The sequence below is a fragment of the Microbispora sp. CA-102843 genome (assembly GCF_050936215.1).
Taxonomy (GTDB): domain Bacteria; phylum Actinomycetota; class Actinomycetes; order Streptosporangiales; family Streptosporangiaceae; genus Microbispora.
The window spans coordinates 8,806,196-8,831,850 of sequence record NZ_JBNJNF010000001.1 but is presented as its reverse complement, the minus strand read 5'-3'; the positions used below and the strand labels follow the sequence as shown (position 1 = coordinate 8,831,850).

Annotated in this window: 25 protein-coding genes; 16 read left to right on the top strand and 9 right to left on the bottom strand. The window is 71.8% G+C overall.

The window, feature by feature from the left end:
• The first annotated feature begins 37 nt into the window (after window positions 1-37).
• The 4 genes from ACQEVJ_RS41010 to ACQEVJ_RS40995 are packed head-to-tail and all read left to right on the top strand — an operon-like array spanning window position 38 to window position 3,457.
• Window positions 38-994, top strand: a complete 957-nt coding sequence (locus ACQEVJ_RS41010) for a metal ABC transporter substrate-binding protein (protein ID WP_433110228.1) — start codon at window positions 38-40, stop codon at window positions 992-994.
• Window positions 991-1,752 (top strand): metal ABC transporter ATP-binding protein, encoded by a 762-nt coding sequence (locus tag ACQEVJ_RS41005; RefSeq protein ID WP_433110226.1) that lies wholly within the window; start codon window positions 991-993, stop codon window positions 1,750-1,752. Before ACQEVJ_RS41010 ends, ACQEVJ_RS41005 begins: the two co-directional genes overlap by 4 nt.
• The gene (locus ACQEVJ_RS41000) at window positions 1,749-2,633 is read left to right on the top strand and encodes a metal ABC transporter permease (RefSeq protein WP_433110224.1); all 885 of its coding nucleotides are present in this window, start codon (window positions 1,749-1,751) and stop codon (window positions 2,631-2,633) included. The genes ACQEVJ_RS41005 and ACQEVJ_RS41000 overlap by 4 nt, the downstream gene beginning before the upstream one ends.
• The gene (locus tag ACQEVJ_RS40995) at window positions 2,630-3,457 is read left to right on the top strand and encodes a metal ABC transporter permease (protein WP_433110222.1); all 828 of its coding nucleotides are present in this window, start codon (window positions 2,630-2,632) and stop codon (window positions 3,455-3,457) included. The genes ACQEVJ_RS41000 and ACQEVJ_RS40995 overlap by 4 nt, the downstream gene beginning before the upstream one ends.
• On the opposite strand, the gene ACQEVJ_RS40990 is transcribed toward ACQEVJ_RS40995, so the two are convergent.
• From ACQEVJ_RS40990 to ACQEVJ_RS40980, 3 genes are all read right to left on the bottom strand, one after another.
• The gene (locus tag ACQEVJ_RS40990) at window positions 3,447-4,628 is read right to left on the bottom strand and encodes a zinc-dependent alcohol dehydrogenase (RefSeq protein ID WP_433110220.1); all 1,182 of its coding nucleotides are present in this window, start codon (window positions 4,626-4,628) and stop codon (window positions 3,447-3,449) included. The two genes, ACQEVJ_RS40995 and ACQEVJ_RS40990, sit on opposite strands and share 11 nt — an antisense overlap.
• Window positions 4,629-4,665: 37 nt before the next feature.
• Entirely contained in the window at window positions 4,666-4,941 is a 276-nt protein-coding gene (locus tag ACQEVJ_RS40985) for an isoamylase early set domain-containing protein (protein WP_363645793.1), read from the bottom strand.
• A gap of 76 nt (window positions 4,942-5,017) precedes the next feature.
• Window positions 5,018-5,836 (bottom strand): SAM-dependent methyltransferase, encoded by an 819-nt coding sequence (locus tag ACQEVJ_RS40980; protein WP_433110218.1) that lies wholly within the window; start codon window positions 5,834-5,836, stop codon window positions 5,018-5,020.
• A gap of 172 nt (window positions 5,837-6,008) precedes the next feature.
• Here ACQEVJ_RS40980 and ACQEVJ_RS40975 point away from each other — a divergent pair, with 172 nt between their 5' ends.
• Window positions 6,009-6,998, top strand: a complete 990-nt coding sequence (locus tag ACQEVJ_RS40975) for a zinc-binding dehydrogenase (RefSeq protein ID WP_433110216.1) — start codon at window positions 6,009-6,011, stop codon at window positions 6,996-6,998.
• Between the two features lie 6 nt (window positions 6,999-7,004).
• Here ACQEVJ_RS40975 and ACQEVJ_RS40970 read toward each other — a convergent pair whose 3' ends face one another.
• The 3 genes from ACQEVJ_RS40970 to ACQEVJ_RS40960 all read right to left on the bottom strand — a co-directional run bounded on the left by ACQEVJ_RS40970 (window position 7,005) and on the right by ACQEVJ_RS40960 (window position 8,693).
• A complete protein-coding gene (locus tag ACQEVJ_RS40970; RefSeq protein WP_433110214.1) occupies window positions 7,005-8,063 on the bottom strand; it encodes a sulfite oxidase in 1,059 nt (352 codons plus the stop codon).
• A 36-nt stretch (window positions 8,064-8,099) separates the two neighbouring features.
• Entirely contained in the window at window positions 8,100-8,264 is a 165-nt protein-coding gene (locus ACQEVJ_RS40965; RefSeq protein WP_433110212.1) for a hypothetical protein, read from the bottom strand.
• A 93-nt stretch (window positions 8,265-8,357) separates the two neighbouring features.
• Complete coding sequence (locus tag ACQEVJ_RS40960) at window positions 8,358-8,693, bottom strand: ArsR/SmtB family transcription factor (RefSeq protein ID WP_433110210.1); 336 nt, start codon at window positions 8,691-8,693, stop codon at window positions 8,358-8,360.
• Between the two features lie 93 nt (window positions 8,694-8,786).
• Between ACQEVJ_RS40960 and ACQEVJ_RS40955 the strand changes: the two genes are divergently transcribed.
• The 3 genes from ACQEVJ_RS40955 to ACQEVJ_RS40945 are packed head-to-tail and all read left to right on the top strand — an operon-like array spanning window position 8,787 to window position 11,650.
• A complete protein-coding gene (locus ACQEVJ_RS40955; RefSeq protein WP_433110208.1) occupies window positions 8,787-9,884 on the top strand; it encodes an NADH:flavin oxidoreductase/NADH oxidase in 1,098 nt (365 codons plus the stop codon).
• Between the two features lie 30 nt (window positions 9,885-9,914).
• The gene (locus ACQEVJ_RS40950; protein WP_433110207.1) at window positions 9,915-10,880 is read left to right on the top strand and encodes an LLM class F420-dependent oxidoreductase; all 966 of its coding nucleotides are present in this window, start codon (window positions 9,915-9,917) and stop codon (window positions 10,878-10,880) included.
• Window positions 10,881-10,936: 56 nt separating this feature from the next.
• Window positions 10,937-11,650, top strand: a complete 714-nt coding sequence (locus ACQEVJ_RS40945) for a dienelactone hydrolase family protein (protein WP_433110205.1) — start codon at window positions 10,937-10,939, stop codon at window positions 11,648-11,650.
• Here the strand turns inward: ACQEVJ_RS40945 and ACQEVJ_RS40940 are convergent.
• Window positions 11,632-12,573 (bottom strand): sulfite exporter TauE/SafE family protein, encoded by a 942-nt coding sequence (locus ACQEVJ_RS40940; RefSeq protein WP_433113239.1) that lies wholly within the window; start codon window positions 12,571-12,573, stop codon window positions 11,632-11,634. The genes ACQEVJ_RS40945 and ACQEVJ_RS40940 overlap by 19 nt on opposite strands.
• A 341-nt stretch (window positions 12,574-12,914) precedes the next feature.
• Between ACQEVJ_RS40940 and ACQEVJ_RS40935 the strand changes: the two genes are divergently transcribed.
• The 7 genes from ACQEVJ_RS40935 to hypF all read left to right on the top strand — a co-directional run bounded on the left by ACQEVJ_RS40935 (window position 12,915) and on the right by hypF (window position 23,258).
• Window positions 12,915-13,838 carry an ROK family protein gene (locus ACQEVJ_RS40935; protein WP_433110203.1) on the top strand — a complete coding sequence of 308 codons (924 nt, stop codon included), beginning with the start codon at window positions 12,915-12,917 and terminating at the stop codon, window positions 13,836-13,838.
• A 34-nt stretch (window positions 13,839-13,872) separates the two neighbouring features.
• Window positions 13,873-15,852 (top strand): cellulase family glycosylhydrolase, encoded by a 1,980-nt coding sequence (locus tag ACQEVJ_RS40930; RefSeq protein ID WP_433110201.1) that lies wholly within the window; start codon window positions 13,873-13,875, stop codon window positions 15,850-15,852.
• A gap of 863 nt (window positions 15,853-16,715) precedes the next feature.
• Window positions 16,716-17,660, top strand: a complete 945-nt coding sequence (locus tag ACQEVJ_RS40925) for a cellulose binding domain-containing protein (protein ID WP_433110199.1) — start codon at window positions 16,716-16,718, stop codon at window positions 17,658-17,660.
• 156 nt (window positions 17,661-17,816) lie between these two features.
• Window positions 17,817-19,502, top strand: coding sequence for a SpoIIE family protein phosphatase (locus ACQEVJ_RS40920; protein ID WP_433110197.1), 1,686 nt, complete (start codon window positions 17,817-17,819; stop codon window positions 19,500-19,502).
• The gene (locus tag ACQEVJ_RS40915; protein WP_433110195.1) at window positions 19,496-20,599 is read left to right on the top strand and encodes a cobalamin B12-binding domain-containing protein; all 1,104 of its coding nucleotides are present in this window, start codon (window positions 19,496-19,498) and stop codon (window positions 20,597-20,599) included. The genes ACQEVJ_RS40920 and ACQEVJ_RS40915 overlap by 7 nt, the downstream gene beginning before the upstream one ends.
• A complete protein-coding gene (locus ACQEVJ_RS40910) occupies window positions 20,599-20,925 on the top strand; it encodes an STAS domain-containing protein (RefSeq protein ID WP_433110193.1) in 327 nt (108 codons plus the stop codon). The genes ACQEVJ_RS40915 and ACQEVJ_RS40910 overlap by 1 nt, the downstream gene beginning before the upstream one ends.
• 29 nt (window positions 20,926-20,954) lie before the next feature.
• Complete coding sequence (gene hypF, locus ACQEVJ_RS40905) at window positions 20,955-23,258, top strand: carbamoyltransferase HypF (RefSeq protein WP_433110191.1); 2,304 nt, start codon at window positions 20,955-20,957, stop codon at window positions 23,256-23,258.
• An 8-nt stretch (window positions 23,259-23,266) separates the two neighbouring features.
• On the opposite strand, the gene soxR is transcribed toward hypF, so the two are convergent.
• The gene (gene soxR / locus ACQEVJ_RS40900; protein WP_433110189.1) at window positions 23,267-23,734 is read right to left on the bottom strand and encodes a redox-sensitive transcriptional activator SoxR; all 468 of its coding nucleotides are present in this window, start codon (window positions 23,732-23,734) and stop codon (window positions 23,267-23,269) included.
• Between the two features lie 78 nt (window positions 23,735-23,812).
• On the opposite strand from soxR, the gene ACQEVJ_RS40895 reads away from it, so the two are divergent.
• Complete coding sequence (locus ACQEVJ_RS40895; protein WP_433110187.1) at window positions 23,813-25,285, top strand: MFS transporter; 1,473 nt, start codon at window positions 23,813-23,815, stop codon at window positions 25,283-25,285.
• On the opposite strand, the gene ACQEVJ_RS40890 is transcribed toward ACQEVJ_RS40895, so the two are convergent.
• Window positions 25,282-25,653, bottom strand: coding sequence for a hypothetical protein (locus ACQEVJ_RS40890; protein WP_433110185.1), 372 nt, complete (start codon window positions 25,651-25,653; stop codon window positions 25,282-25,284). The genes ACQEVJ_RS40895 and ACQEVJ_RS40890 overlap by 4 nt on opposite strands.
• Window positions 25,654-25,655 lie beyond the last annotated feature (2 nt).

Below are 25,655 nucleotides of genomic sequence, written 5' to 3'. Positions count from 1 at the left end.
ATACACCGACTTTGACATGCCGACTTGAGGATTCGTCGTGCTCTCGCCGCTCGCCCGTACGCTGTCGTCCGCCGCACTGATCGTCCTGTTCGCCGCCGGGTGCGGCGGCTCGGACAAGCCCTCCTCCTCTGATCCAGCCTCTGATCCGGCACGGCCGTTGAAGGTGGTGGCGACCACCACGCAGGTGGCCGACTTCGCCCGCAACGTCGGCGGCGACAGGGTCAGCGTCCACCAGTTGCTCAGGCCGAACGTCGATCCCCACGACTACGAGCCGTCCCCGGCCGACATGCAGGCCATCTCCGAGGCCGACGTGCTCGTCAAGAACGGGGTGGGCCTGGAGAAGTGGCTGGACGAGACGATCTCGGCCGCCGGTTTCGACGGGCCGGTGGTCGACGCCTCTCAGGGGATCCAAATCCGCAAGGGAGACGGGTCGGAGGAGGAGGCGGGCGATCCCCACATCTGGCACAACCCGCTGAACGTCAAGACGATGGTCGCCACGATCGAGAAGGGGTTCGCCGCCGCCGACCCGGACGACGCCGCGGCCTACCAGGCCAACCGGGCGACGTACGACGCGAAGCTGGACGCGCTCGACGGCGAGATCGCGAAGAAGCTCGAGTCCGTTCCCGCCGACCGGCGCAAGCTCGTCACCAACCACGACGCCTTCGGTTACTACCTCGACCGTTACAAGCTGACGTTCGTCGGATCGATCATCCCGAGCTTCGACACCTCGGCCGAGCTGTCCGCCAAGCAGGTGTCCGACCTCGTCGCCAAGATCAAGACGACCGGGGTGGCCGCGATCTTCTCGGAGGCGTCGCTGCCGCCCAAGACCGCCGAGGCGATCGGCCGTGAGGCCGGGGTGACGGTCGTGGCCGGCGAGGACGCGCTGTACGGAGACTCGCTCGGCCCCGAGGGGTCGGCCGGTGCGACCTACCTCCAGATGGAGGAGCACAATACCGACACCATCGTCAACGCGTTGAGGGGGACGTCCGCATGAGTGAGCGCGCGCCGACCCTGGTGCTCGACCGGGCGAGCGTGGCCTACGGCGACGTCCCGGTCCTGGAGGAGTTGGACGGCGTCGTCCACGAGGGCGAGGCCGTGGCGCTCATCGGCCCGAACGGGGCGGGCAAGTCCACGCTGATCAAGGCGCTGCTCGGCCTGGTGCCGGTCGTGCGCGGCCGGATCGAGGTGCTGGGCCGGCCTCCGGCGCAGGCCCGCCGCGACGTCGCCTACGTGCCGCAGGCCGACACGCTCGACCCGGACTTCCCGGTGTCGGTCGAGCAGGTGGTGATGATGGGCCGCTACCGGCGGATCGGCTGGCTGCGCCGCCCCTCCGCCGCCGACCGGGCCGAGGTGACCGAGGCCCTGGAGCAGGTCGGGCTGGCCGGGCGGGCCCGCGACCGGTTCGGCACGCTGTCGGGCGGGCAGCGCCAGCGGGTGCTGCTGGCCAGGGCCATCGCCGCCAAGCCGCGGATGCTGCTGCTCGACGAGCCGTTCAACGGCGTGGACGCGGTCAGCCAGCACGCGCTGCTGGAGGCGATCGGCTCGCTGAAGGCGCAGGGCGCCTCCGTCGTCGTCAGCACGCACGACCTCGCCATCGCGCACCTCGCCTGCGACGAGGTGTGCCTGCTCAACCGGCACCAGTTCGGCTTCGGCCCGACCGGCGACGTGCTGACGCCCGAGCGGCTGCGCGCGACGTACGGCGGGCACGCGCTCGAACTGCGCGGCGACCGCGTGATCGTGACCCAGACATGATTCTCTTCGAGCCCTTCCACCTGCCGTTCATGGCCCGCGCGCTGGTCGAACTGATCGTCCTCGGCGCGCTCGCGGGCACGGTCGGCGTGCTGGTGCTGCTGCGCCGGCTCGCCTTCGTCAGCGACACCCTGACGCACACCGTCTTCCCCGGCGTGGTCATCGGCCACCTCATGGCCGGAGACGGCGGCATCTTCTGGGGGGCGCTGGCCGCCGGGGTCGTCACTGCGGTCCTGCTCACGCTGCTCACCCAGCGCCGCCGTGTGAGCGAGGACGCCGCGCTCGCCATGCTGCTGACCACGCTGTTCGCGGTCGGCGTGGTGCTGGTGTCGCGGCAGACGGGCTTCACCTCCGACCTCACCGCGTTCCTGTTCGGGCGGGTGCTGACGGTCACCGAGGCGCAACTCGCGCAGACCGCCGTCGTGACGGTCCTGGTCGTGGCGTTGCTGGCGGTGCTGCGGCGACCGCTGCTGCTGCGCGCCTTCGACCCCGAGGGTGCCCGCGCGGCCGGGGTGCGGGTCGGCCTGCTCGACCTCGTGCTGAACGTCGCGGTCGCGCTGGTCGTCGTGGCCGCCGTCAAGGCGGTCGGCACGGTCCTCGTGATCGCGCTGCTCATCGTGCCGGCCGCGGCGGCGCGGAGCCTGTCGGACCGGCTGGCGGTCATCGTGCCGCTGGCCTGCCTCGTCGGCGCCGCCGCCGGGTGGCTGGGGCTCGTCGTGAGCTACGAGGCGTCGGTGGGGCACGGCGTCAGGCTCGCCTCCGGTGCGACCGTGGTGCTCGTCCTGGTCGTGATGTACGGCCTGGCCCAGGCCGCCGGATTCGTCCGCAGGAAGGCGGGCCTGAGCCGCGCACGCCGCCGCACCGTCTTGGAGGTGTCGGCGTGACCTGGCTCGACTCCACGGTGCATCGGGCCCTGGTCGAGGCCGTCCTGGTCGGCGCGCTGGGAGGGGTGGTGGGGGTCTTCGTGATCGCGCGGCGGCTGCCGTTCTTCACGATGGCCCTCACGCACGCGACGTTCCCCGGCATCGTCGTCGCCGCCCTGCTCGGGGTGAACCTCTACCTCGGCGGCGGGCTGTTCGGGCTGCTGGTGGTCGCCGCCGTTCTGGCGTTCGGCCGGGGCCGCGGGCAGGACTTCACCACGGCCACCGGCATCGCGCTGTCGGGCGGTTTCGCGCTCGGCGTGGTGCTGGTGTCGGCCCAGGACGGCTTCACCAAGGACCTGGCGGCCTACACGGTGGGCGACGTCCTCGCCGTCGGCACGGGCGACCTGGTGGCGACCGCCGCCGTCGCCGTGGGCGTGCTTCTCCTGCTCGCCCTGATAGGCAAGGAACTCCTGCTCGCGGCGTTCGACCCGGTGGGGGCGGCGGCGCTCGGGCTGCCCACCGTGCTGCTGGACTTCGCGCTGCTCGCGGTCGTCGAGGTGACCGTCGTCGCCACCGTGCCCGCGCTGGGGACGATCCTCGCCGTGGCGCTGATCGTGGGCCCGGCCGCGACCGCCCGCCTGCTCACCGACAGGCTCGCGCCGCTGTTCCCGCTCGCCGCCGCGATCGGGGTCGCGTGCGCGCTGGCGGGCGTGTGGGTCTCCACGCTGTGGAACGTCGCGACCGGGGCCTCCATCGCCCTGTTCGTGGGCCTGGTGTTCGGGGCCGTCTTCCTCGGGACCTCCGTACGCGGCCGGGTCAGGCGGGCCGCGGCCGTCAGGGCTTGAGCAGCACCTTGATCGCGCCGTCCTCCTTCTTCTGGAAGATCTCGTAACCGTGCGGGGCCTGGTCGAGCGGGAGGCGGTGGGTCGCCAGGTCCTCGACCCCCAGGGGATCGCCGTCGCCGGTCAGGAGCGGCATGAGGTCGTCCACCCACCGCTTGACGTGGGCCTGGCCCATCCTGAGCGTGACTCCCTTGTCGAACATCCGCAGCATCGGCATGGGGTCGGTCATCCCGCCGTACACGCCGCTGATCGAGATCGTGCCGCCGCGCCGTACGGTCTCGATGGCGTCTTGCAGGGCGGCGAGCCGGTCGAGGCCGGCGCGGGTCATCATGGCGGCGGCCGCCTTGTCCGGCAGCATCCCGGTGACCGTCTGGGCGAACTTGCCCACGGTGTAGCCGTGCGCCTCCATGCCGACGGCGTCGATGACCGAGTCGGTGCCCCGGCCCCTGGTCATCGACCGGATCGCCTCGGGCACGTTGTCGGTGTCGTTGCCGTCGATCACCTCGATGCCGTGCCGCCGGGCCATCTCCAGGCGTTCGGGGACGATGTCCACACCGATCACCCGGTAGCCGCGGTGGCGGGCGATGCGGGCGGACATCTGCCCGATCGGGCCGAGACCGAAGACCGCGACGCTGCCGCCGTCGGGCACCTCGGCCCACTCGACGGCCTGCCAGGAGGTGGGCAGCACGTCGGAGAGGTAGACGAACCGCTCGTCCGGCGGCCCGTCCGGCACCTTGATCGGCCCGAACTGCGCCTGCGGGACGCGCAGGTATTCCGCCTGGCCGCCGGGCACCTCGCCGTACAGCTTCGTGTAGCCGAAGAGAGCGGCGCCGGTGTCGTACTCGCGGACCTGGGTGGTCTCACACTGGGCGTACAACTCGCGGTCGCACATGTAGCAGTGGCCGCACGAGATGTTGAACGGGATCACGACCCGGTCGCCGGGGGAGATGTGGGTGACCTCCGCGCCGACCTCCTCGACGATGCCCATCGGCTCGTGGCCGAGGACGTCGCCCTCGCCGATGAACGGGCCGAGCACCTCGTACAGGTGCAGGTCGGAGCCGCAGATCGCGGTCGTGGTGACCCGGATGATCGCGTCGGTGGGTTCCTTGATGGCCGGGTCGGGGACCTCCTCCACCCGTACGTCGCGCTTCCCGTGCCAGGTAACTGCCTTCATGGCTTCCCGTCTGCCCTGCTTCTGGCCGGAGAAACGGTCAGAGGTGCAGCACGCTGCCCTGCTCGTCCACCTGGTCGGCGCCGTCGTCGTCGAACCACACGCCGCCCGTCGCGAGGTAGCGGAACCGGTGCGCGCCGGGCGGGAGGATCACCGACACGGTGCGGGTGCCGTTCCTGCGCCGCAGCAGTTCGTGGCGGCCGGGCAGCCAGTCGTTGAAGTCGCCCACCACGCTGACCGTCCCCGAGGGCTCGTCAACGGGCAGGGTGAAGGTGACTCGGGTCTTCTGCCCGAACAGCCTGGTGCGCTTGAGCATGCCGCATAGCCTGGCGTATTGCCCCTAAAGGAAGAAACAAGTACACGCAGGACGTAACACAATATTCACGGCCTTTTCAGGGCGTGTGCCCGACCCCGCAGAGGAACCACGTGGGCAGGTGACGGCGGGCCTGCCGGGCGAGCAGGTTCTCGTCGTCGGGCCGCCAGTCGTCGAGCGGGACGAGGCCCGGTTCGACGAGGTCGAAGCCGTCGAACAGCTCGTGGATCTGCTCGCGGCTCCGCAGCGTGACACCGGTGCTGGCCTGCCGGTAGACGGCCGCCCCCTCGTGGGCGTCGCCGGCCCGTTCCTCGTCGGTGACGTGGGACAGCACGAGGTGGCTTCCCGGGGCGACGGACTCCCTGAGGCGGGTCACGAGCTCGGCCGGCTTGTCGTCGTCGGTGAGGAAGTGCAGCACGGCCACGAGCAGGACGGCGACCGGCTCCTTGGGGTCGATCAGCGACCGCAGCTCCGGATCGGCCAGGATCTCTTCGGGGCGCCGCAGGTCCCCGTGCACGGTGACGGTGGTGGCGGTGGTGCCCGACAGCAGGGCCCGGGAGTGCGCGAGCACGACCGGGTCGTTGTCCACGTACGCCACCCGGACGCCAGGTTCCATCTCGTGCGCCACCTCGTGGACGCTGCCCTCGGTCGGCAGCCCGGTGCCGATGTCCACGAACTGCCGGATCCCGGCCTCGGCCACCAGATAACGGACGGCCCGGCGCAGGAAGGCGCGGTTGCGGCGGGCCAGCGCGGGGGCCTCGGGCGCGACCTTCAGCACCCGCTCCGCGGCCTCCCGGTCAGCCGCGAAGTTGTCCTTTCCGCCCAGAAAGTAGTTGTACATGCGCGCGGGATTGGGGACGCGCGCATCGATACCGGGTGGCGGCGCGTCATCAGCCACGCAACATCTCCTCACTCACGGTAGTAAAGAGGACTTGGTGCGAGCATAAGGGCCGCCGGGGAAAAACCCAACGAAGAACGCCATAACTCTGTGACTCCATCTATCGTCCCGCGTGAGACCTAGGACCATCGTCCGATGTGGGGGCGTGTCTCGGAGATCTATAACGGGACATATGTATGCCATTCAACTTCACGCCTTTGGTCCCGCCGAGAATCTCGTCTACGAGGAGGTCGAGGACCCCGAGCCCGGGCCCGGCCAGGTCCGCGTGGCCGTACGGGCGGCGGGGGTGCACCTGGTCGACACCACGTTGCGGGCCGGGAAGTACGCCGGCGGCCCGATCCCCGTCCCCGACCTGCCCACGATCCCCGGCCGCGAGGTCGCCGGGGTCGTCGACGCCGTCGGCCCCGGGGTCGATCCTGGCTTTGTCGGCAGGCGGGTGGTGACCCATCTCGGCATGGCTCCCGGCGGCTATGCCGAACTGGCCGCACGGGACGCCTCGGCGATCCACGAGATCCCGGACGGCCTGGGGTACGGCGAGGCGGTGGCGATGATCGGCACCGGCCGGACGACCATGGGCATCCTCGACGTCGCGGAGATCCGGGCGGACGACGTCGTCGTGGTGACGGCGGCGGCCGGAGGCATCGGCAACCTGCTCGTGCAGGCGGCGGTGCGGGCAGGCGCCACGGTCGTCGGGCTCGCGGGCGGCGCGGCCAAGGTGAGCCGGGTGCTCGCCCTGGGCGCACACCACGCCGTGGACTACGCGGTTCCCGGCTGGCCCGACGAGGTGAGAGCGTTCCTCGGCGATCGGGAGGTCACGCTGGCGCTCGACGGCGTCGGCGGGGACCTCGGGCGCAAGACCCTGGAATTGCTCGGCGTCGGCGGCAGGATCGTGCTGTTCGGCTGGGCGGACGCGCAGGGCGGTCCGACCGCGCTGACCACGGAGGACCTGTACGCGCGCGGCATCACCGCGGCGGTGGCGGTCGGCCCTCGGGTGCTGAAGCGGCCGGGCGGCCTGCGGGGCCTGGAGGAGCGGGCGCTTGCGGCCGCGGGGTCGGGCTCGCTGGTCCCGCTGGTGCAGAGCTTCCCGCTCAAGGACGCCGCCGCCGCGCACGCCGCGCTGGAGACCCGCGCGACCACGGGCAAGGTGGTGCTCGTCCCCTGAGCCCCGTCACGCCACGAGAACGGGGTGGGGGAGCACCGAGTTGTGGCAGTAGCCGAGGTCGTTCCAGGGAGTGGCGTCGGGCTGGGAGCGGCCGTGCTCGTCGGTGGCCCGCACCCGCACGACGTGCGCGCCGGGGGCGGGGTCCCAGGGGAACCGCCAGCGGGTCCAGACGTCCGCGAGGTCCGGTCCGTCGAGGGCGGCAGGCAGCCAGGGGCCGTCGTCGATCCGGTAGTCGACGGCGGCCACGCGGCTCTCCCCGGCGTACGCCCGGCCGCGGATCGTCTGCGGGCCGGGGTGCAGCCGCGCGGGCCAGGGCAACTCGACCAGGCTCGCGACCGGAGTCGAGGTGATCGGCACGGCCGGACGGCCGGGGGCGACGATGACGTAGTCCTCGGTGTTCCACGGCACGCGCAGCGGCCGGTCGGACACCTCGATCCGGCCCACCCACTTGATGCTCGCCGCGCCGAGCCAGCCGGAGACCACCACACGGGCGGGGAAGCCGTGGTCGGGCGGCAGGATCTCGCCGTTCATGGCGAGCGCGAGCAGGGTGTCGGGGGCCAGGGCCTTGGCGAGGGGCATCGGGCGGCGCCCGCGCGCCTCGTCGAGCCCTTCCGGCATCACCTCGACGGCGGCGTCCGTGAGGCCCGCGGGTTCGAGCAGATCGCGCAGCGGGATCCCGGTCCACTCGGCGGTCCCGATCGCGCCGCGGCCCCACTGCACCCCGCCGAAGCGGTGGTCGTGCTCAGCGCCGAAGAGGGCGCGCCGGTTGCCCGCGCACTCAAGGGTGCGGACGACGGACACGAGCGGGAACCGGCGCCACAGGTCGTCGTAGGTGTAGCGGACGGCGCGGCGTACGCCGCCGCCCTCGACGCGCAGGGTCCAGGTTCTCGCGTCGAGGCGGGGGGTCGGAGCGTGGTTGCGTACGAAGAAGCGGTCAAGGGGAGTGAGCAGGCCCGGCAGGCGGTCGGGCCGGGTGCCGTAGTCGAGGCCGGTGCCCGCGTCCTCCATGAGGGCGGCGATGGCCGGCTTCACCACCGCCGTGCGGTTGTCGCGTGTCGTACGCATCGGCCCTTCCCTTCCGGGCCGACGCGGTGACGGCCGTCAGCCCAGGTCGTGGCTCGCTCTCCGGGCCTGTCGCTGTGCCCAGGACGCGAGGCGTGACCAGCGCCGGGCCGCGACCAGGCGGCTGGCGACGCGTGCCTTGTCGGCCTCGCGGTGCAACTCGGTGACGCGCTCGGTGGCCAGGGAGTAGTCGTAGAACATCATTACCGTCCAGGTCGCCGTTGTAACTGTCTTAAATTTCTTAGGCAGTTACAAAGGTAGAGCAAAGACGGTAACTGGTCAACTCGATTTGGGCAGTTACGAGAGCCTGGCTCGCTGGGCGTCGTAGGCGTCGACCACGGTCTCGAGCAGGCCGGGGAAGAGGGCGTCGAGGTCCTCGCGGCGCAGGGAGCTCATCTTCGCGGTCCCCCGGTAGACCTGCCTGATCACGCCCGCCTCGCGGAGCACCCGGAAGTGGTGGGTCGTCGTCGACTTGCTGACCGCGAGGTCGATCGCCGAGCAGGAGGACTCGCCGCCGGCGGCCAGGAAGTGCACCACCTGGAGGCGTACGGGGTCGGACAGCGCGTGCAGCACGTTCTCCAGCCGGATCTCGGACCGGTCCGGATGGTCGAGGGTCCGGGGTTGAGGGGTCACGGGGCCTCCCCTTGTACGATGGTCTTCGTAGTTTGACAGATGCCGTACTACGACAGCTATCGTACAAGGGTACCGATGAGAGAGGAGCGCGGCGTGAGCGCGTTGTTCGAGCCCCTGACCCTGCGGAACCTGACCATTCCCAACCGTGTCTGGATGACGCCGATGTGCCAGTACAGCGCGGCCGTGGAGGGGCCCGGGCAGGGCGTGCCCACCGACTGGCATCTCACCCATCTCGGCTCCCGGGCGGTGGGCGGGGCCGGGCTGATCGTGGTCGAGGCCACCGCCGTGTCCCCCGAGGGCCGGATCAGCCCCGCCGACCTCGGGCTGTGGAACGAGCGCCAACAAGAACAGTTCGGCCGCATCACCCGCTTCCTCACCGAGCACGGCGCGGTGCCCGGCATCCAGCTCGCCCACGCCGGGCGCAAGGCGTCCACCGACCGCCCCTGGCGAGGCGGCGCGCCGGTCGGTCCCGAGGACCACGGCTGGCAGCCGGTGGCCCCCAGCCCGATCCCGTTCGACCAAGGCCACCCGGTGCCGGACGAGCTGAGCGAGGCGGACATCCGGCGGCTGGTGGAAGACTTCGCGGCGGCCGCGCGCCGCGCGCTCGCGGCGGGCTTCCGGGTGGTGGAGATCCACGGCGCCCACGGCTACCTGATCCACGAGTTCCTTTCGCCGTTCAGCAACCGGCGCACCGACGCGTACGGCGGCTCCTTCGCCAACCGCGCCCGCTTCGCGCTGGAGGTGGTCGACGCGGTGCGCGCCGAGTGGCCGGACGAGCTGCCGGTGTTCTTCCGGGTCTCGGCCACCGACTGGCTGAGCGAGAACCCCGAGGACCCCCGCGAGGGCTGGACGGCCGACGACACCGTGCGGCTGGCCAAGGAACTGCTCGCCCACGGGGTGGACCTGCTCGACGTCTCGACGGGCGGCAACGCGCCGAAGGTCAGGATCCCCGTGGGGCCGGGATATCAGGTGCCGTTCGCGGCCCGGGTGAAGGCGGAGACCGACCTGCCCACGTCGGCCGTCGGCCTCATCACCGAGCCGCGCCAGGCGGAGGAGATCGTCGCCTCCGGGCAGGCCGACGCGGTCATGCTCGGCCGTGAGCTGCTGCGAAACCCCTACTGGCCGAACAACGCGGCGCGCGAGCTGGAGGCGGCCGGGCGGTGGCCCGACCAGTATCGCCGCGCGGTCTGACAGCGCGCGGCCGTGGGTAGGGGTGGCCTTATGGCAGAGATCGGTTTCACCCTTATGTGCGAGCAGACGCCCGCGAAGGAGCTGGTGGAGGACGCGGTCGCGGCCGAGCGAGTGGGTTTCGACTACGCGGTCATCTCCGACCACTACTTCCCGTGGCTGGAGGAGATGGGCCACTCTCCGTACGCCTGGTCGGTGCTGGGCGCGGCGGCGCAGGCCACCGAACGGCTGCCGCTGATGACGTACGTGACCTGCCCGATCATGCGCTACCACCCCGCGGTGGTGGCGCAGAAGGCGGCCACGATGGGAGTGCTCAGCGACGGCCGGTTCACCCTCGGTGTGGGGGCGGGCGAGAACCTGAACGAGCACGTGGTGGGGCACGGCTGGCCGCCGGTCAACACCCGGCACGAGATGTTCCGCGAAGCCATCGAGGTCATCAGGGAGCTCTTCCAGGGCGGTTACCGCAACTACCGCGGCGAGTACTTCGACATCGACTCGGCCCGGCTGTTCGACCTGCCAGAACGGCCCGTGCCCATCGCGGTCGCCGCGTCCGGCGAGCAGTCGGTGGACATCGCGGCCGAGCTCGGCGACGGCCTCGTGGCGACCGACCCGGACGGGTCGCTGGTGGAGAAGTTCGCCGCGTCCGGCGGCGAGGGCAAGCCCGTCTACGGCCAGCTGGCCGTCTGCTACGACCCCGACAAGGACGCCGCGGTCGAGCGGGCGCACCGCATGTGGCGCTGGTCGGTGGCCGGCTGGAAGGTCATGTCGGAGCTGCCCGCGCCGGTCAACTTCGCCGCCGCGACCGAGACCGTACGGCCGGAGGACGTGGCGGAGAAGGTGCCCTGCGGCGCGGACGTCGGCGCCGTGGTCGAGGCCGTGCGGCAGTACACCGAGGCCGGTTTCACCCACCTCGCGCTCGTGCAGGTCGGGCGGGAGCGCCAGCGGGAGTTCTTCGAGTGGTCGGAGAAGGAGCTCCTCCCCGCCCTGCGCGATCTGTAGGAGGCGATCTACAGGCGTGAGATGATCGCCGTCGGCAGCGCGAACGGGAGGAACCGATGGCCGAGCGCACGCAGACGGTGACGGTCGCGGACGGCGGCTTCGACCTGCGCCTGTGGATTCCGGAGCGGGGGACCGGCCCGGGGCTGCTGCTGATCCCGGAGATCTGGGGCGTGAGCGACTACATCAGGGCGGTCGCCGCCGACCTCGCCGGGCTCGGCTACGTCGTCGGCGTGCCGGACCTGTTCTGGCGGCTGCGGCCCGGCTGGGCGGCCGCGCACGACGAGGAGGGGCTGAGGGCCTCACTCGAGCTGTCGGCGGACCTGGACACGGAGAAGGCCGCGGACGACTGCGCCGCGGCGCTGACCGCGCTCGCGGCGCGGCCCGAGGTGACGGGCGGGACCGGCGCGCTCGGCTTCTGCCTCGGCGGCTCGCTGGCCTACGCGGTCGCGGCCCGCGGCGACGTGCCCGGCCTGTCGGCCGTGCTGTCCTTCTACGGCTCGGCCGTGCCGGACGCCCCGCAGTTGTTGGGCGACATCCGCTGCCCGATCCAGTTCCACTTCGGCGGCCGGGACCCCTACATCACCCGTGACAGGGTGGCGGTCGTGGAGGAGGCGGCGGCCGGACGGCCGAACGTGGAGGTCCACGTGCAGGAGGAGGCCGGCCACGCCTTCCACAACTTCTTCGCGCCGATGTTCCACAACCCGGAGGCGGGTCGTGCGGCGTGGGCGCTGGCCATGGACTTCCTGCGCCGTCACCTCCCGGCGGCCTGAGTCTCCCGCCTCCAGGGGAGCGCGGGCAGGCCGCACCGCACGCGCAGGACCGTCCAGAAGGCCGGGGCGAGCAGCAGCACGGCGAGCAGCGCCCAGACGGTCTCGGTGTTGCCGACGCCGAACATCTTCAGCGCCGAGGCGAGCAGCACGAACGCCAGGACGCGGCGGATCAGCCCGCCGGGGGCGCGCGAGGAGATCCGCGAGCCGAGGTAGACGCCGGGGATGGAGCCCACCAGCAGCGCGACCGTGACCGACAGCGTGAACTCGCCGAACAGCAGGTGCCCGAGCGCGGCCGACATGACGAGCGGCACGGCCTGGACCAGGTCGGTCCCGACGAGCTGGTTGGCCTTCAACGCCGGGTAGAGCGCCAGCAGGGCCACGATGATGAGTGAGCCGGAGCCGACCGAGGTGATGCCGACCACCAGCCCGCCGACGGCCCCCACCAGTGCGGTCGGCAGCGGCCGTACGGTGACGGAGGGCATCTCGGTCGCGGCGGGTTCGCCGGGGGCGGCGGTGCGGCGGCCGGTCTCGGGGGTGCGGCCCTCGGCGCGGTCGCGCATCGCGAGGTAGCCGCGTATGGCCAGGCCCGCCGCCGCGATGAGCAGGGCGATGCCGAGGCCCTTCTGGATCACCTGCTGCACGGCCTCGCCCTTGCCCAGCGCGCGGGCGATGAGCACCCCGCAGAACGCCGCGGGCACGGAGCCCGCGCACAGCCAGGCGACGAGTCTCAGGTTGACCGTCCCCCGGCGCAGGTGCACGAGACTGCCCACCGGTTTCATGACGGCGGCGGCGACGAGGTCGCTGGAGACGGCGGCGAGGGGTGGCACGCCGAAGAACGTCACGAGCATGGGCGTCATCAGGGCGCCGCCGCCCATCCCGGTCAGGCCGACGACGACGGCGACCAGGAACGAGCCGATCGCCATGGTGTAGTCGAAATGCACTCGTTAACCCTACCTAACCCATCGGAATTATGGATACCCCCTGTCATGGTCGGATCCGGGCGGATCCATGGTGAACCTTTCCCACTGAACCGGTTCGGCCGATCCGTCCCGGCGTACCCCGCGATGGGCTGGTCACCCGCGCCTGGCTGCGCTTTCTCGTCGCGGTTGGGGATCTTGAAGCTCGCGGAGGGATCACGTCGGTGATCAGCCGTTGACGTGGTGGTCACGCACCGAATACCTTGGCCGGGCCTTATCCGGTTAAGTGATGCGTTCGTCAGGCAAGAGGCGGGAGCCAGCGTGGTTGAGGGGCCGGGGATGCGGCGATGACCGTCCTCGCGGTGGACATCGGCGGCACGAAGTTCGCCGCCGCGGCCGTCGCTCCCGACGGCGAGATGCTGGCCCGCGCCGAGGTGCCGCTGCGCGGCCCGGGGTCGGCCGACCGGACGCTGTCGGAGGTCGTGGGCCGGATCACCGAGCGCGTGCCGCCCGCCCGCCTCGACGGCATCGGGGTGGGCTCGGCCGGGCCGCTCGACCCGCGCCGGGGCACCGTCAGCCCGGTGAACATCCCCGCCTGGCGCGAGTTCCCGCTGGTGGACGCGCTCGGCGAGGTGCTGCCCGGCAGGCCCGTACGGCTCGCGGGCGACGCCCAGTGCATGGCGCTCGGGGAGTGGTGGCGCGGCCTGAGCGAGGACGGTGCGGCGCGGAGCCGGGCCATGCTCGGCATGGTGGTCTCCACCGGCGTCGGCGGGGGCTTCGTCCTCGACGGCGTGCCGTACGTCGGCCCGACCGGCAACGCCGGGCACATCGGCCACATCACGGTCGATCCCGGCGGCGAGCCGTGCCCCTGCGGCGGCGTCGGCTGCGTCGAGACCATCGCGAGCGGGCCCGGCATGGTCCGGTGGGCCGCCGCGAACGGCTGGACCGGCGAGGACGCGCGGGCGCTGGCCGCCGACGCCCGGGCCGGGCACCCCACCGCCACACTCGCCTTCCTGCGCGCGGCCGACGCGCTGGCCACCGCCGTGCTCACGGCGTCCGCCCTGTTCGACCTCGACCACGTCGTCATCGGAGGGGGCGTGGCCGCGGCGGGGCCGATCCTGTTCGACCCGCTCAGGCAGGCGATCGAGAGGAACGCCGGGCTCGGCTTCCTGCGGCGCCTGCGAGTGGACCCGACCTCCCTGGGCCGCGACGCCGGGCTGTTCGGCGCCGCCGCCCTCGTCCTGTTGCAGGACGACGACCCGGGCACCTGACCTGCCCGGGCCTCCCCGACCACAAGGAGTGTCGATGAGAGGACCGAGAGGATTACGCACGGCTGTCGCGGTGGCCGCCGTGCTGGCGGGGCTGACGGCCGTGCCGGCCACGGCGAGCGCCGCGACCGGGGATTCCGGCTTCGTGAAGCGCGAGGGCGCCCACCTCGTGCTGAACGGCAAGCCGTTCCGCTTCGCCGGGAGCAACAACTACTACCTGATGTACAAGTCGCACGCGATGGTGGACGACGTGTTCGCCCGCGCGAAGGCCGCCGACCTGTCCGTGATCCGCAACTGGGGATCGCTGGACATCGGCAACCAGGACGGGTCCGACTCCATCCAGGGCAAGGCGGACGGCGTCTACTTCCAGTACTGGGACGGGACCAGACCCGCCTACAACGACGGGGCGGACGGCCTGGAGCACCTCGACTACGTGCTGTGGAAGGCCAGGCAGTCCGGGATCAAGCTGGTCGTCCCGTTCGTCAACAACTGGAACGCCTACGGCGGCATGGACCAGTACGTCCGCTGGGCCAAGGGCCAGTATCACGACGACTTCTACACGAACCCCACGATCAAGGGCTGGTTCAAGGGCTGGATCAGCCACCTGCTCAACCGGGTCAACACGCTGACCGGCGTCGCCTACAAGGACGACCCCACGATCATGGCCTGGGAGCTGGGAAACGAACCCCGGTGCAAGGGGTCGGGCAACTACCCGACCTCGCCCGGCTGCACCACGGCCACCGTCACGGCCTGGGCGGACGAGATGTCCCGGCACATCAAGTCGGTGGACGCCAAGCACCTGGTGGGCGCGGGTGACGAGGGCTTCTACTGCACCGACCCCGGCGGCTCGGACTGGACCGACAACTGCGGCGAGGGCGTGGACACCGTCGCGCTGGCGAGGTTGCCGAAGATGGACCTGATGTCCCTGCATCTCTATCCGGACGGATGGGGCAAGGACGCCGCCTGGGGCACGACCTGGATCAAGAAGCATCTCGCCGACGGCCGCAGGATCGGCAAGCCGGTGATGCTCGGCGAGTTCGGCCTGCTGAGCAAGGCCGTGCGCAACCCCGTCTATAGGGAGTGGACGGACGCGTTCGTGTCCGGCGGCGGCGCGGGCTTCCTGTACTGGCTGATCGCGGGGACGCAGGACGACGGCACGCTCTACCCCGACTACGACGGCTTCACCGTCTACTGTCCCGGCCCGGTGTGCACGACGATCACCAACGCCTCGGCGACGATCCGCGGCAGGCTGCCGCTCTTCCCGCCGGTGGCCGACGACGACACCGCTGTCACGACCTTCGGCACGCCGATCACGGTGGATGCCACCGCCAACGACATCGCGTACCTCGCCAGGATCAGGCCGGAGACGCTCGACCTCGACCCGGCCAAGGCAGGCCGTCAGGCGAGCGTGACCGTGACCGGCGGCACGTTCACCGCCGACGCGTCAGGGAAGGTCGCCTTCACTCCCGCGGAGGGCTTCAGCGGCCGGGCCACGGCGACCTACCGGGTGCGCGACAGCCTGCTGCGGTGGTCCGGCACCGCCACGATCACGGTGACCGTCAAGCCCGACCCGGGCGCGGCGATCAGGCTGTTCTCCTTCGAGGACGGCGTGCAGGGCTGGGCGCCCGGCAACTGGCAGAGCGACGCCGGCACGGTCGCGCAGTCCACCGAGTGGGCCACCGACGGCGCGCACGGCCTGCGGGTGGACGCGACCGGCGGCGGCTGGTTCGGCGCGGCCTTCCCCGAGCCCGTCGACCTGTCGGCCAAGGGCACGCTGAAGTACGACATCAAGACGGGGGCCGCGGGCACCTCGACCAGCGTCGCGCTGCAGACCGGCTCCGGCTGGGCCTGGTGCCAGTCCACCTGGGGCTGGCAGAACCAGGACGGCACGGGGACGGTGGAGATCGACCTCACCTCGGCGATGTCCTGCACGACGGAGGACCTCAAGGACGTTCGCGGCATGTTCGTCTGGGTGAGCCCCGGCACCTTCCACATCGACGACATCCGGGCCGAGTAGGGGGCCGAGTAGGAGCCAGCGCGGGCCGGTCCTGACCCCGGCCCGCGCCTCCCTCCGGGCCTTTTGGAGCGCTCCATCACGTACGGGAAATCCACCTGGTTTGGGTCTTGAAACTTAACTGGTTAAGTTCTTGACTCAGGGGCAACCGGACAACCTTCTGGTTCCGGTGCTCAACCGATTCAGGGAGAAGCACGTGAAGGACCACCCCCCTGCCTTACGCCGTCTGCCCGCCGCCCTCGCCGTGATCGCCGCGGCCCTGCTCGCCCTCGTGCCGGTTCTCACCGGGTCGGCGCAGCGCGCCGGGGCCGCCGCCGTCCCGGCCGGATTCGCCTACCGCTGCGGGATCCACTTCTGCCTCGACGGCAGGACCTTCTACTTCGCCGGCGCGAACACCTACGACCTGTTCACGTTCGGCAGCGGCTCGGGCGACACCGAGACGCAGTACATGGACAAGGCGCGCATCGACGCGCACTTCGCGAACCTCCAGGCCGACAAGGTCACGGTCCTGCGGGTGTGGATGTTCAGCCACGAGGACTGGCACGGGTTCGAGAAGTCGAAGGGCGTCTACAACGAGCAGGAGTTCGCCCAGTTCGACTACATCATCCAGTCGGCCAAGGCGCACGGCGTCAAGCTGATCCCGGTCTTCGAGAACTACTGGGAGGCCTACGGCGGCATCGACACGCGGCTTCAGTGGGAGGGCCTGTCCGGCGGCCATCCGGGGCGGGCGGCGTTCTTCGACAAGACGAGGTGCCCCGGCTGCTTCACCTCGTACAAGAAACTACGTCAGCCACGCGCTCAACCGCGTCAACCACTACAGCGGGACCAAATACAAGGACGACCCGACGATCTTCGCCTGGGAGCTCATGAACGAGCCCCGCTACCAGGACCAGAGCGCCTCGGAGAACGTCAACGGAACGACCCTGCGCGCCTGGGTCGACGAGATGGGCGCCTTCGTGAAGGGGATCGACCCCAACCACCTGCTGGGCACCGGCCTGGAGGGGCACGGCACGAAATACGGCTTCGGCGGTGACGAGGGCAATCCGTTCGTCTACATCCACCAGTCGCCGTACGTCGACTTCACCTCGGCCCATCCCTATCCGACCGAGTCGTGGGCGAACCTGAGCCTCGACCAGACCAAGGCGCTGATCCGCTCCTGGATCTCCGACTCGCACAACCTCGTCGGCAAGCCCTTCTTCATGGGCGAGTTCAACGTCCACAACGTCGATCGCTCCGCGTGGTGGGGCGCGCTGTTCCCCGACTTCGAGGCGGCCGACGGCGACGGCAGCGCGTTCTGGTGGTATCAGGACCGCAGCGTGGACGGGAAGTTCGGCGTCTCCGCGGGCGCCCCGGAACTGGCGGCCTTCCGCACCCACTCGCAGCGGCAGGCGGCCAAGAACGGCCCCGGCCCCTCGAACAGCCCGTCCCCCTCTCCGTCCCCTTCCGTCTCCCCGTCTCCGTCGCCCTCTCCTTCGCCGTCGGTGACGCCCGCGGCGTGCACGGTGGCGTACCGGCTCTCGGACTGGGGGAGCAGCTTCAACGCCGACGTCACGATCAGGAACGGCGGCACGACGGCGATCAACGGCTGGACGCTCGTCTTCTCCTTCCCGGCCAACCAGACGATCAACAGCATCTGGAACGCCAAGGCGACCCAGAGCGGCCGGCAGGTGACCGTCACCAACGAGTCGTGGACGGCCGCCATCCCCGCCGGGGGCTCCGTGAACTTCGGCCTGAACGGCAACTCCACCACCGGGACCAACGGCGTCCCCGCACAGTTCACGCTCAACGGCGCCGTCTGCGCCAAGGGCTGAGCCGCGCTGATCCCCGCACGCCGCGGGCCGGAACGCCACTCCGGCCCGCGGCGCACGACCGTGTCATCGGCAAGATCGTCATACGGCCGCATTCTGGGCAAAGGTAGTGTGGAGGAACGAATCAATCGGGGGGCGGGCCATGACGGGAACGCACGGGTGAAAGGCGCCACCGGTTCGGCCGACCCCCGGCACGGAGGCTCCGCCGATCCCCGGCGCGGGACCGTACGGACGGCCCCCGACCTCATGGCGGCGCTGCTCGAACGCAGCGGCGAGGGCATCGTGCTGTGCGACGCGGACGGCGTCGTGACGCTGGCCAACGCGGCGGCGGTCCGCCTGGTGCCGCGGGTCGAGCCGGGCCTTCCCGCGCCCGCGCCGATCGGCTCCATCCCGTCTGCCCCCGAAGGCCGGAGCGTGGTCCACGGCGGCCGGATGATCCGGATGCGCGCGGAGGCGGTCGGCGACGGCCGGCTCGCCTGGTACCTCACCGACCTGGGCCTCACTGAACCGGGCCTCACTGATTTGGGCCTCACTGATTTGGGCGCGGAGCCGTCGCCCGCGGCGCGGCGCACCGAGTTCCTGCTGGAGGCCGGCCGCCGCCTGTCCGCCTCGCTCAACCCGCACCGGTGCGCCCGGGCCGCGACCGAACTGGGGGCCGACTTCCTGTCCGACGTGGCGATCCTGCTGCTGCCGCCCGCCTCCCGCCGCCGGATGGAGTGGGTGCGCGCCGTCTCCGGCCGGAACGGCGCGGAGGAGGGTGTCCTGCCCGCGGCTGTGGCGGCGGAGGTGCCCGGCCTGACCGACGCGCTCGCGGGCCTGCGGCACGGCGTCGCAGGACAACAGGACCCGGGCGGCACGCCGGACTGGCTGCTGCCGGAGGGGTTCGGTCCGGCCGGCCACCTGCTGGTGCTCCCGCTGCCCGGCAACGGCGTGCCCGCCGGGGCGATCGTGCTGGCCCGCCGCGCCGGACGGTCGCCGTTCGACGACGACGACCAGGTGATGGCGCGCGACCTCGCGATCCGGGCCGGCGCCGCGATCTCGGCGGCCTCCCTGTTCAGGGAGCAGAGCACGATCAACACCATCCTGACCGGCGACCTGCTGCCGCCCGAACTGCCGGAGATCGAGGGCATGCGGGTGGCCGGCCGGCTGCGGGCCTCCCAGCAGGCGGGCGCCATCGGCGGCGACTTCTACGACGTCTACCTGCCCGACGCGGCGCCCGACACCGGGATCGTGGAGCGGCCGCCGCTGGTCATCCTGGGCGACGTCTGCGGCAAGGGCGCCCGCGCGGCGGTCCTGGCCGGTCAGGTCCGCCACAGCCTGCGTACGCTGCTGCTGCTGGAAAGCCGTCCCGACCGGCTGCTCGAACTGCTCAACCGGTCGCTGCTCACCTCCCCGGCGCCGAACTCCTACGTCACGATGATCCTCGCCGCGCTACGGACCGCACCCGGCGATCATGTGCTGGTGGACCTGGCCGTGGCCGGGCACCCGCCGCCGCTGGTCCTGCGCCGGGACGGCACGGTGGAGGAGGTCGCCGTCCGAGGTTCCATCCTCGGCGCGTTGAAGAAGATCACCCTGTGGCCCGTCACGCTCGACCTGGCGCCCGGCGAGGTGTGTCTGCTGTACAGCGACGGCATCACCGAGGCGTTCGGCGGCCCGAGCGGCCGGGAGATGTTCGGCGAGGCGCGGCTGAAGGAGGCGCTGGCGACCTGCGCAGGCATGCCGGTCGAGGCGCTGGTGGAGCGGCTGGAGCAGCTCAGCAGCGAGTGGCTGGGCGGCACCCAGCAGGACGACCGCGCCCTGCTCGCCGTACGCGCGGGGACGGGGCGGGTGGAGACATCGTGGTGACATCTGGTGACATCGTGGTGACGCAGAACCTGGAGGCCGTCGGCGGGCGCTACCTGGACCTGATCGGCCGGGCCGACGAGTACGGCGCGGTCGACCTGGTCGTGCGCCTGATCGACGAGGGCGTGCCCGCCGAGGACGTGTTGCTGAAGGTCGTCGCCCCCGGCCAGCGCCGGGTGGGCGAGCTGTGGGCGTCGAACGAGTGGTCGGTGGCGCGCGAGCACGGCGCGACCGCGGTCAGCGAGCGCGCAGTGGCCGCCGTCAGCGGGCGCGTGCGGCCCGCGCCGACCCGCGGCCGGGTGGCCGTGGCCTGCGCCGACGGCGAGTATCACGCGCTGCCCACCCGCATCATGGCGGAGGTGCTGCGCCTGCGGGGGTGGCACGTCGACTTCCTGGGCGCCAGCGTGCCCGGCCCGCACCTGATCACGCACCTGCACCAGACCGGGCCCGACGTGGTCGCGCTCGGCTGCACGCTGACGACCCGGCTGCCCCGCGCGCACGCCACCATCGCCGCCTGCCAGGCCGTGGGCATCCCCGTGCTGGCCGGTGGTGCCGGGTTCGGCGCCGACGGCCGCTTCGCCCGCCTGCTCGGCGCGGACGCCTGGGCGCCCACCGCCGACGCGGCGGCCGACCGGCTCGCCGCCGGGCTGCCGTCCTTCCCCGCCGCCCACGACGGCCCCGACGACGCCGCGGTTCATCTCGGCGGCGCGGAGTACGCGTACCTGACCCGGCACCGCGCCGACCTGCTGGCCCGCGTCATGGACACGCTCAGGGAGGCGTACGCCCCGATGGGCGGCTACAGCGCGCGGCAACTGGAGCGCACCGCCGAGGACCTCGGTCACATCGCCGACTTCCTGATCGCCGCGATGTACGTCCACGACGCCGTGCTGTTCACCGATTTCGTCACCTGGACCTGCCAGGTGCTGGTGGCCAGGAAGGTGCCTGCGGAGTCCGTCGTGCTCGGGCTGGGGGCTTTCCATGATGTACTGACCGACTGCCCCCGCGCCCGGGCGCTGCTGACCGAGGGCGTCGCCGCGGCACAGGCGTGCTGTAGCCGATCAAGCCAACCCGCGGGTCAACGAACAGAGACGAGCGTCTGATGCAGGACACGCCCCCGTTTCAGGTCGAGTCGCTCACCCCCGAGCCCGGCGCGGCGCGCCTGGTGCTGACCGGTGAGCTCGACTTCACCACGGCGGGCGACGCATCCGCCGAGGTGGCCAAGACGCTCGCCGAAGGCGTCGGCGTGCTCGAACTCGACCTGTCGGGGCTGAAGTTCATCGACTCCTCGGGCATGGCGGTCGTGATGAACGCCTACAGGGACGCGGAGGAACGCGGGACGGCCTTCCGTATCGTCGCCCTCACCCCATACCTGCGTCATCTGATCGAGGTCGTCGCCCTCGACGACGTGCTCGACCTCCCCGCCTGATCTCCCTGCCCGGCTGAGACAATGTCCAGGTGAGCAGGCGTGCCGTCGCCGTCCGGGTCGAGGGGATCGTGCAAGGGGTCGGCTTCCGGCCCTTCGTGTACGGCCTCGCCACGCGGCTCGGCCTCGCCGGGCTGGTCGGCAACGACGAGCGCGGGGTCTTCATCGAGATCGAGGGCGGCAGCGCGCTGGTCGAGGAGTTCCTCACCGCGCTGACCGGAGACCCGCCGCCGCTGGCGGTCATCGAGCGGATCAGCACGGGCCCCGCGCCCCTCACCGGCCGCTGCACCTTCGTGATCGCGCCGAGCGCGCCCGGTGGGGACCGGCACGCGCTCGTCTCGCCGGACGTGGCGACCTGCGCCGCCTGCCTGCGCGACCTGACCGACCCGGCCGACCGCAGGTGCGGCTACGCCTTCACCAACTGCACCTGCTGCGGCCCGCGCTTCACCATCGTCCGCGACGTGCCCTACGACCGGGCGAACACCACGATGGCCGGCTTCCGCATGTGCGCGGACTGTGCCGGGGAGTACCACGACCCCGCCGACCGGCGCTTCCACGCGCAGCCCGTGTGCTGTCCCGCCTGCGGGCCCCGGCTGCGACTCATCGGCGCCGCAGGCGACCCGGCCGACGACCCACTCGGGCAGGCCGTACGGCTGCTGCGGGAGGGCGGCGTGCTGGCGGTCAAGGGACTCGGCGGCTACCACCTGGCGGCGCTCGCGGCGGACGAGCGCGCCGTGGCGGCGCTGCGGTCACGCAAGCACCGCGAGGACAAGCCCTTCGCGGTGATGGCGGGCGACCTGGCCGCGGCCCGGCTGCTGTGCGCCGTGGACCCGGCCGAGGAGCGCCTGCTGACCGGGCCTGCCCGCCCCGTCGTGCTGCTGCGGCGGCTGCCGGACGCGCCCGTCGCGCTGTCCGTGGCCCCGTCCGTGGCCCCGTCCGTGGCACCGTCCGTGGCACCGGGCAACCGATGGCTGGGCGTGCTGCTGCCCTACACCCCGCTGCACCACCTGCTGCTCCGGGCGCTGGGCAGACCCATCGTGCTGACCAGCGGAAACGTGTCCGACGAGCCGATCGCCTACCGGGACGAGGACGCTCTGGAACGGCTCGGCGGCATCGCCGACGCTTTCCTGACCCACGACCGTCCCATCCACATCCGTACGGACGACTCGGTCGTACGGGTCTTCCGTGGCCGCGACCTGCCGATCAGGCGGTCGCGGGGATACGTGCCGCACCCGCTGCCGCTCGCCCGGGCGGCCCCCCGGCCCGTGCTCGCCTGCGGCGCCGAGCTGAAGCACACGTTCTGCCTGGTCAAAGGTGACCGTGCGTTCGTCTCCCACCACATCGGCGACCTGGAGAACTACGAGACCCTGCGGTCGTTCACCGAGGGCGTCGAGCACTTCCGGCGGCTGTTCGACATCACGCCCGAGGTGGTCGCGCACGACCTGCACCCCGAATACCTGTCCACCAAGTGGGCCCTCGATCAGGACGCGGACCTGGTGGGAGTGCAGCACCACCACGCCCACATCGCCTCCTGCCTGGCCGACAACGGCGTCGCCGGGCCGGTCGTAGGGGTGGCCTTCGACGGCCTCGGGTACGGCTCGGACGGCACGTTGTGGGGTGGCGAGTTCCTCGTCGCCGACCTGGCCGGATTCGAACGGGCGGGCTACCTGGCGCCGGTGCCGATGCCCGGGGGCGCGACCGCGATCAGACAACCCTGGCGCATGGCCGCGGCCTACCTCGATCTCGCCTACGAAGGGCACGTCCCGGAGGATCTGGACGTCGTACGGCGCGACGCCGGGCAGTGGGCGGCCGTCGTCGCGCTGGCGCGCCGGGGCGGGAACGCGCCCCCCACCTCCAGCATGGGCCGCCTGTTCGACGCGGTGGCGGCGATCGCGGGCGTACGCGACACGATCACCTACGAGGGCCAGGCCGCGGTCGAGTTCGAGCAGCTCGCCGACCCCGCGGTGGACGAGGCGTATCCCTGCGGCCTCGTCCCCGCGGGCACCCGATTCGCCGTACCGGGCGTGGAACTGGTCCGTGCGGTCGCCGACGACCTGCGCGCGGGTGTGCCGCGCGACGTCGTCGCCGCGCGGTTCCACAACGCCGTGGCCCGCGTCGTCGCCGACGGCTGCGTCCTGATCAGGGAGGCCTGCGCCCTGTCCACGGTGGCCCTGTCCGGCGGCGTGTTCCAGAACCTGCTGCTGCTCGGCCGGGCCGTGACCCTGCTGGAGGAGCGCGGCTTCACGGTGCTCACCCACCACCGCGTCCCCCCGAACGACGGCGGTGTCAGCCTCGGCCAGGCCGCCGTCGCCGCGGCCCGCGGCTGTCCCCCTTGATCGTCATTTCAGTCGGGGTCGGCGGGAAGAGGGTCGAGCCGGTGCGGGCCGGGGCCCTGGTTCGCCAACTCGTCGTACGGATTGAGCAACCGGCAGGCACTCATGGAGACGCAGCCGCACCCGATGCAGTTGGTGAGCTCGCGCTGGAGCCGTTCGAGAGCGGCGCGGCGCATCTCCAGATCGGCGGACCAGGCGCGCGCGATGCGTTCCCACTCTCGCCTGGTGGGCTTGCGGTCATGGGGGAGGTCTCGGAAGACCTCCGCCACGTCCCGCAGCGGGATGCCCAGCCGCTTCGCCACCTGGATCAGCGACACGCGGCGGATCATGTGCCGGGAGTACCGCCGCTGGTTCCCCACCGTCCGCTGCGAGAAGATCAGCCCTTGCGCTTCGTAGAAGCGCAGGGCGCTGACGGCGACCCCCGTACGTCGCGAGACCTCGCCGACGGTCAGCAGATCGGCCGGATTCAGCTTCGCCATCGAGGTCCTCCCCACGAGCTTGACCTCAATTTAACTTGAGGTTCCAGGATGGTGCCCACCGACGAATCGGAGGGCTTTGTGAGCACCATCAGCATCGGCGCACGACGTGCGGGGCGGGTGAGCCCGCCGGTGACCGCCGTCACCGTGCTGCTCGGCGTCCTGGCGCTGGCCATGTCGATCGCGGGTACCGCAGTGGCGGTCCCGCGTATCGGGGGCGACCTGGACGTGTCGGCGGGATCCCTGCAGTGGGTGGTCGCCGGCTACAACCTGACCTTCGCGGCGTTCACGCTCGTGTGCGGCTCGCTGGCCGATCTCTTCGGCCGCCGTCGCGTCTTCACCCTCGGTGCCGCGCTGTTCACGGTCGCGGCGCTGGTCAGCGCGGTCGCGGACGGCATCTGGGTGCTGAACGCGGCACGGCTGCTGGCCGGGGTGGGGGCCGCAGGGATGATGGCGGCGGGCGGCGCGATCCTGGCGGCGACGTTCGAGGGCACGGCGCGTACGCGTGCCTTCGCCGGGATGGGCACCATGGCGGGCGTCGGCATCGCGATCGGCCCGAGCCTGTCGGGCTGGCTGGTCGGCGAGTTCGGCTGGCGTGGCACGTTCGGCGTGAACGTCGCCGTCGGCCTGCTGGTCCTGGCGGGCAGCAGGTTCGCCCCCGAGTCACGGGCAGCCGAACGTCCGCGCGTGGACCGTGCCGGAGTCGCCACCTTCGTCGGCGGGCTGGCCCTCCTGATGTTCGGCGTCATGCGGGGGCCCGAGCAAGGCTGGAGCGCGGCGCCGGTGCTCGGCGCGCTGGCGGCGGGAGCCGTGCTGCTGGTGGCCTTCGCCCTGGTGGAACGCCGCAGTGATCGCCCCGTCCTGGACCTGACGCTGGTAGGGAACGTGTCGTTCATGGGCTGGTGCCTGGGGACCCTGGCGACCTCGGTCGGTTTCCTGGGCGTGCTGGTCTTCCTGCCCACCTACTTGCAGGGTGTGAACGGAGTCTCGGCGAGCGAGGCGGGCGTGATGATGCTCATGCTGACCGCCCCTGTCCTGGTCGTCCCGCCGCTGGGCGGCTGGCTGGTGACCCGCGGTGTGTCCGGACGCGCTCTGATCACCGTGGCGCTGGCCCTGGTCGCGGCGGGCAACGCCTGGCTGACCGTGCTTCACCCGGGGATCGGGACGCTCGCGCTGCTCGGCCCGCTGCTGCTGATCGGCGTCGGGATGGGACTGTCGTTCGGGATCACCGACGGCCAGGCCATGAACGTCGTCGAACCCGACCGCGTCGGAGTGGCGGCGGGATTCCTCAACACCGTGCGTGGCACGGCCGAGGCGTTGGTCATCGCGATGTTCGGCGCGGTGCTGGTCAGTGTCGTCGGCACCAAGACCGGCTCAGCTGTCGCGGCGGCACGAATCGCCGCGGGCGACGTCGCCGCTCACGAACAGGCAGCGTTCACCGATGGGTGGCGGGTGACCCTCTGCGGCGTCGCCCTGCTCACCGCCCTCGGCGCCGCTGCCGTTTTCTTCATGCTCCGGACGCGCCGCCGCCACCAGGGCCAGCCGATGGGCTAGCCGCCCTGGTCACCCGCGGGCAGGGGCGGACTCTCCTCGTCGATGGGCTCCTCCGGTGCGATGCCGGTGGAGTCCTCGAGGGTGGAGCGGCCGTGCGGACGGTCGGTCTTGCCCTGCACACCCACCTGGTCCCGGCCGGGCTCCTGCTTCTGCTCGGCGAGTTCCTCGCCTCCCCGGCTGAGCGTCTCGCCCGCGCCGAGGGGAGCCTTCGGCTCGGTGTCCGTGGCGGACACGCCCGACTCCTCCTCGGCGGACGGCTCCCGCCCGGGTCCGGGCTCGCCCGCGGCCTCCGGCCGGAACGCCAGGTCGCCCGCCCGCTTGGCCTCGGTCTCCGGTCGCTCGGTGTCCGGCCGCTCGGTCTCGCTCATGA

Bases quoted from the DNA above. Each gene is read 5' to 3' on its own strand.
- ACQEVJ_RS41005 (WP_433110226.1), top strand. From the start codon at position 991: ATGAGTGAGCGCGCGCCGACCCTGGTGCTCGACCGGGCGAGCGTGGCC.
- ACQEVJ_RS41000 (WP_433110224.1), top strand. From the start codon at position 1,749: ATGATTCTCTTCGAGCCCTTCCACCTGCCGTTCATGGCCCGCGCGCTG.
- ACQEVJ_RS40990 (WP_433110220.1), bottom strand. From the start codon at position 4,628: ATGAAGGCAGTTACCTGGCACGGGAAGCGCGACGTACGGGTGGAGGAG.
- ACQEVJ_RS40985 (WP_363645793.1), bottom strand. From the start codon at position 4,941: ATGCTCAAGCGCACCAGGCTGTTCGGGCAGAAGACCCGAGTCACCTTC.
- ACQEVJ_RS40975 (WP_433110216.1), top strand. From the start codon at position 6,009: ATGTATGCCATTCAACTTCACGCCTTTGGTCCCGCCGAGAATCTCGTC.
- ACQEVJ_RS40970 (WP_433110214.1), bottom strand. From the start codon at position 8,063: ATGCGTACGACACGCGACAACCGCACGGCGGTGGTGAAGCCGGCCATC.
- ACQEVJ_RS40965 (WP_433110212.1), bottom strand. From the start codon at position 8,264: ATGATGTTCTACGACTACTCCCTGGCCACCGAGCGCGTCACCGAGTTG.
- ACQEVJ_RS40950 (WP_433110207.1), top strand. From the start codon at position 9,915: ATGGCAGAGATCGGTTTCACCCTTATGTGCGAGCAGACGCCCGCGAAG.
- ACQEVJ_RS40945 (WP_433110205.1), top strand. From the start codon at position 10,937: ATGGCCGAGCGCACGCAGACGGTGACGGTCGCGGACGGCGGCTTCGAC.
- ACQEVJ_RS40940 (WP_433113239.1), bottom strand. From the start codon at position 12,573: ATGGCGATCGGCTCGTTCCTGGTCGCCGTCGTCGTCGGCCTGACCGGG.
- ACQEVJ_RS40935 (WP_433110203.1), top strand. From the start codon at position 12,915: ATGACCGTCCTCGCGGTGGACATCGGCGGCACGAAGTTCGCCGCCGCG.
- ACQEVJ_RS40930 (WP_433110201.1), top strand. From the start codon at position 13,873: ATGAGAGGACCGAGAGGATTACGCACGGCTGTCGCGGTGGCCGCCGTG.
- ACQEVJ_RS40925 (WP_433110199.1), top strand. From the start codon at position 16,716: ATGAACGAGCCCCGCTACCAGGACCAGAGCGCCTCGGAGAACGTCAAC.
- ACQEVJ_RS40910 (WP_433110193.1), top strand. From the start codon at position 20,599: ATGCAGGACACGCCCCCGTTTCAGGTCGAGTCGCTCACCCCCGAGCCC.
- soxR (WP_433110189.1), bottom strand. From the start codon at position 23,734: ATGGCGAAGCTGAATCCGGCCGATCTGCTGACCGTCGGCGAGGTCTCG.
- ACQEVJ_RS40890 (WP_433110185.1), bottom strand. From the start codon at position 25,653: ATGAGCGAGACCGAGCGGCCGGACACCGAGCGACCGGAGACCGAGGCC.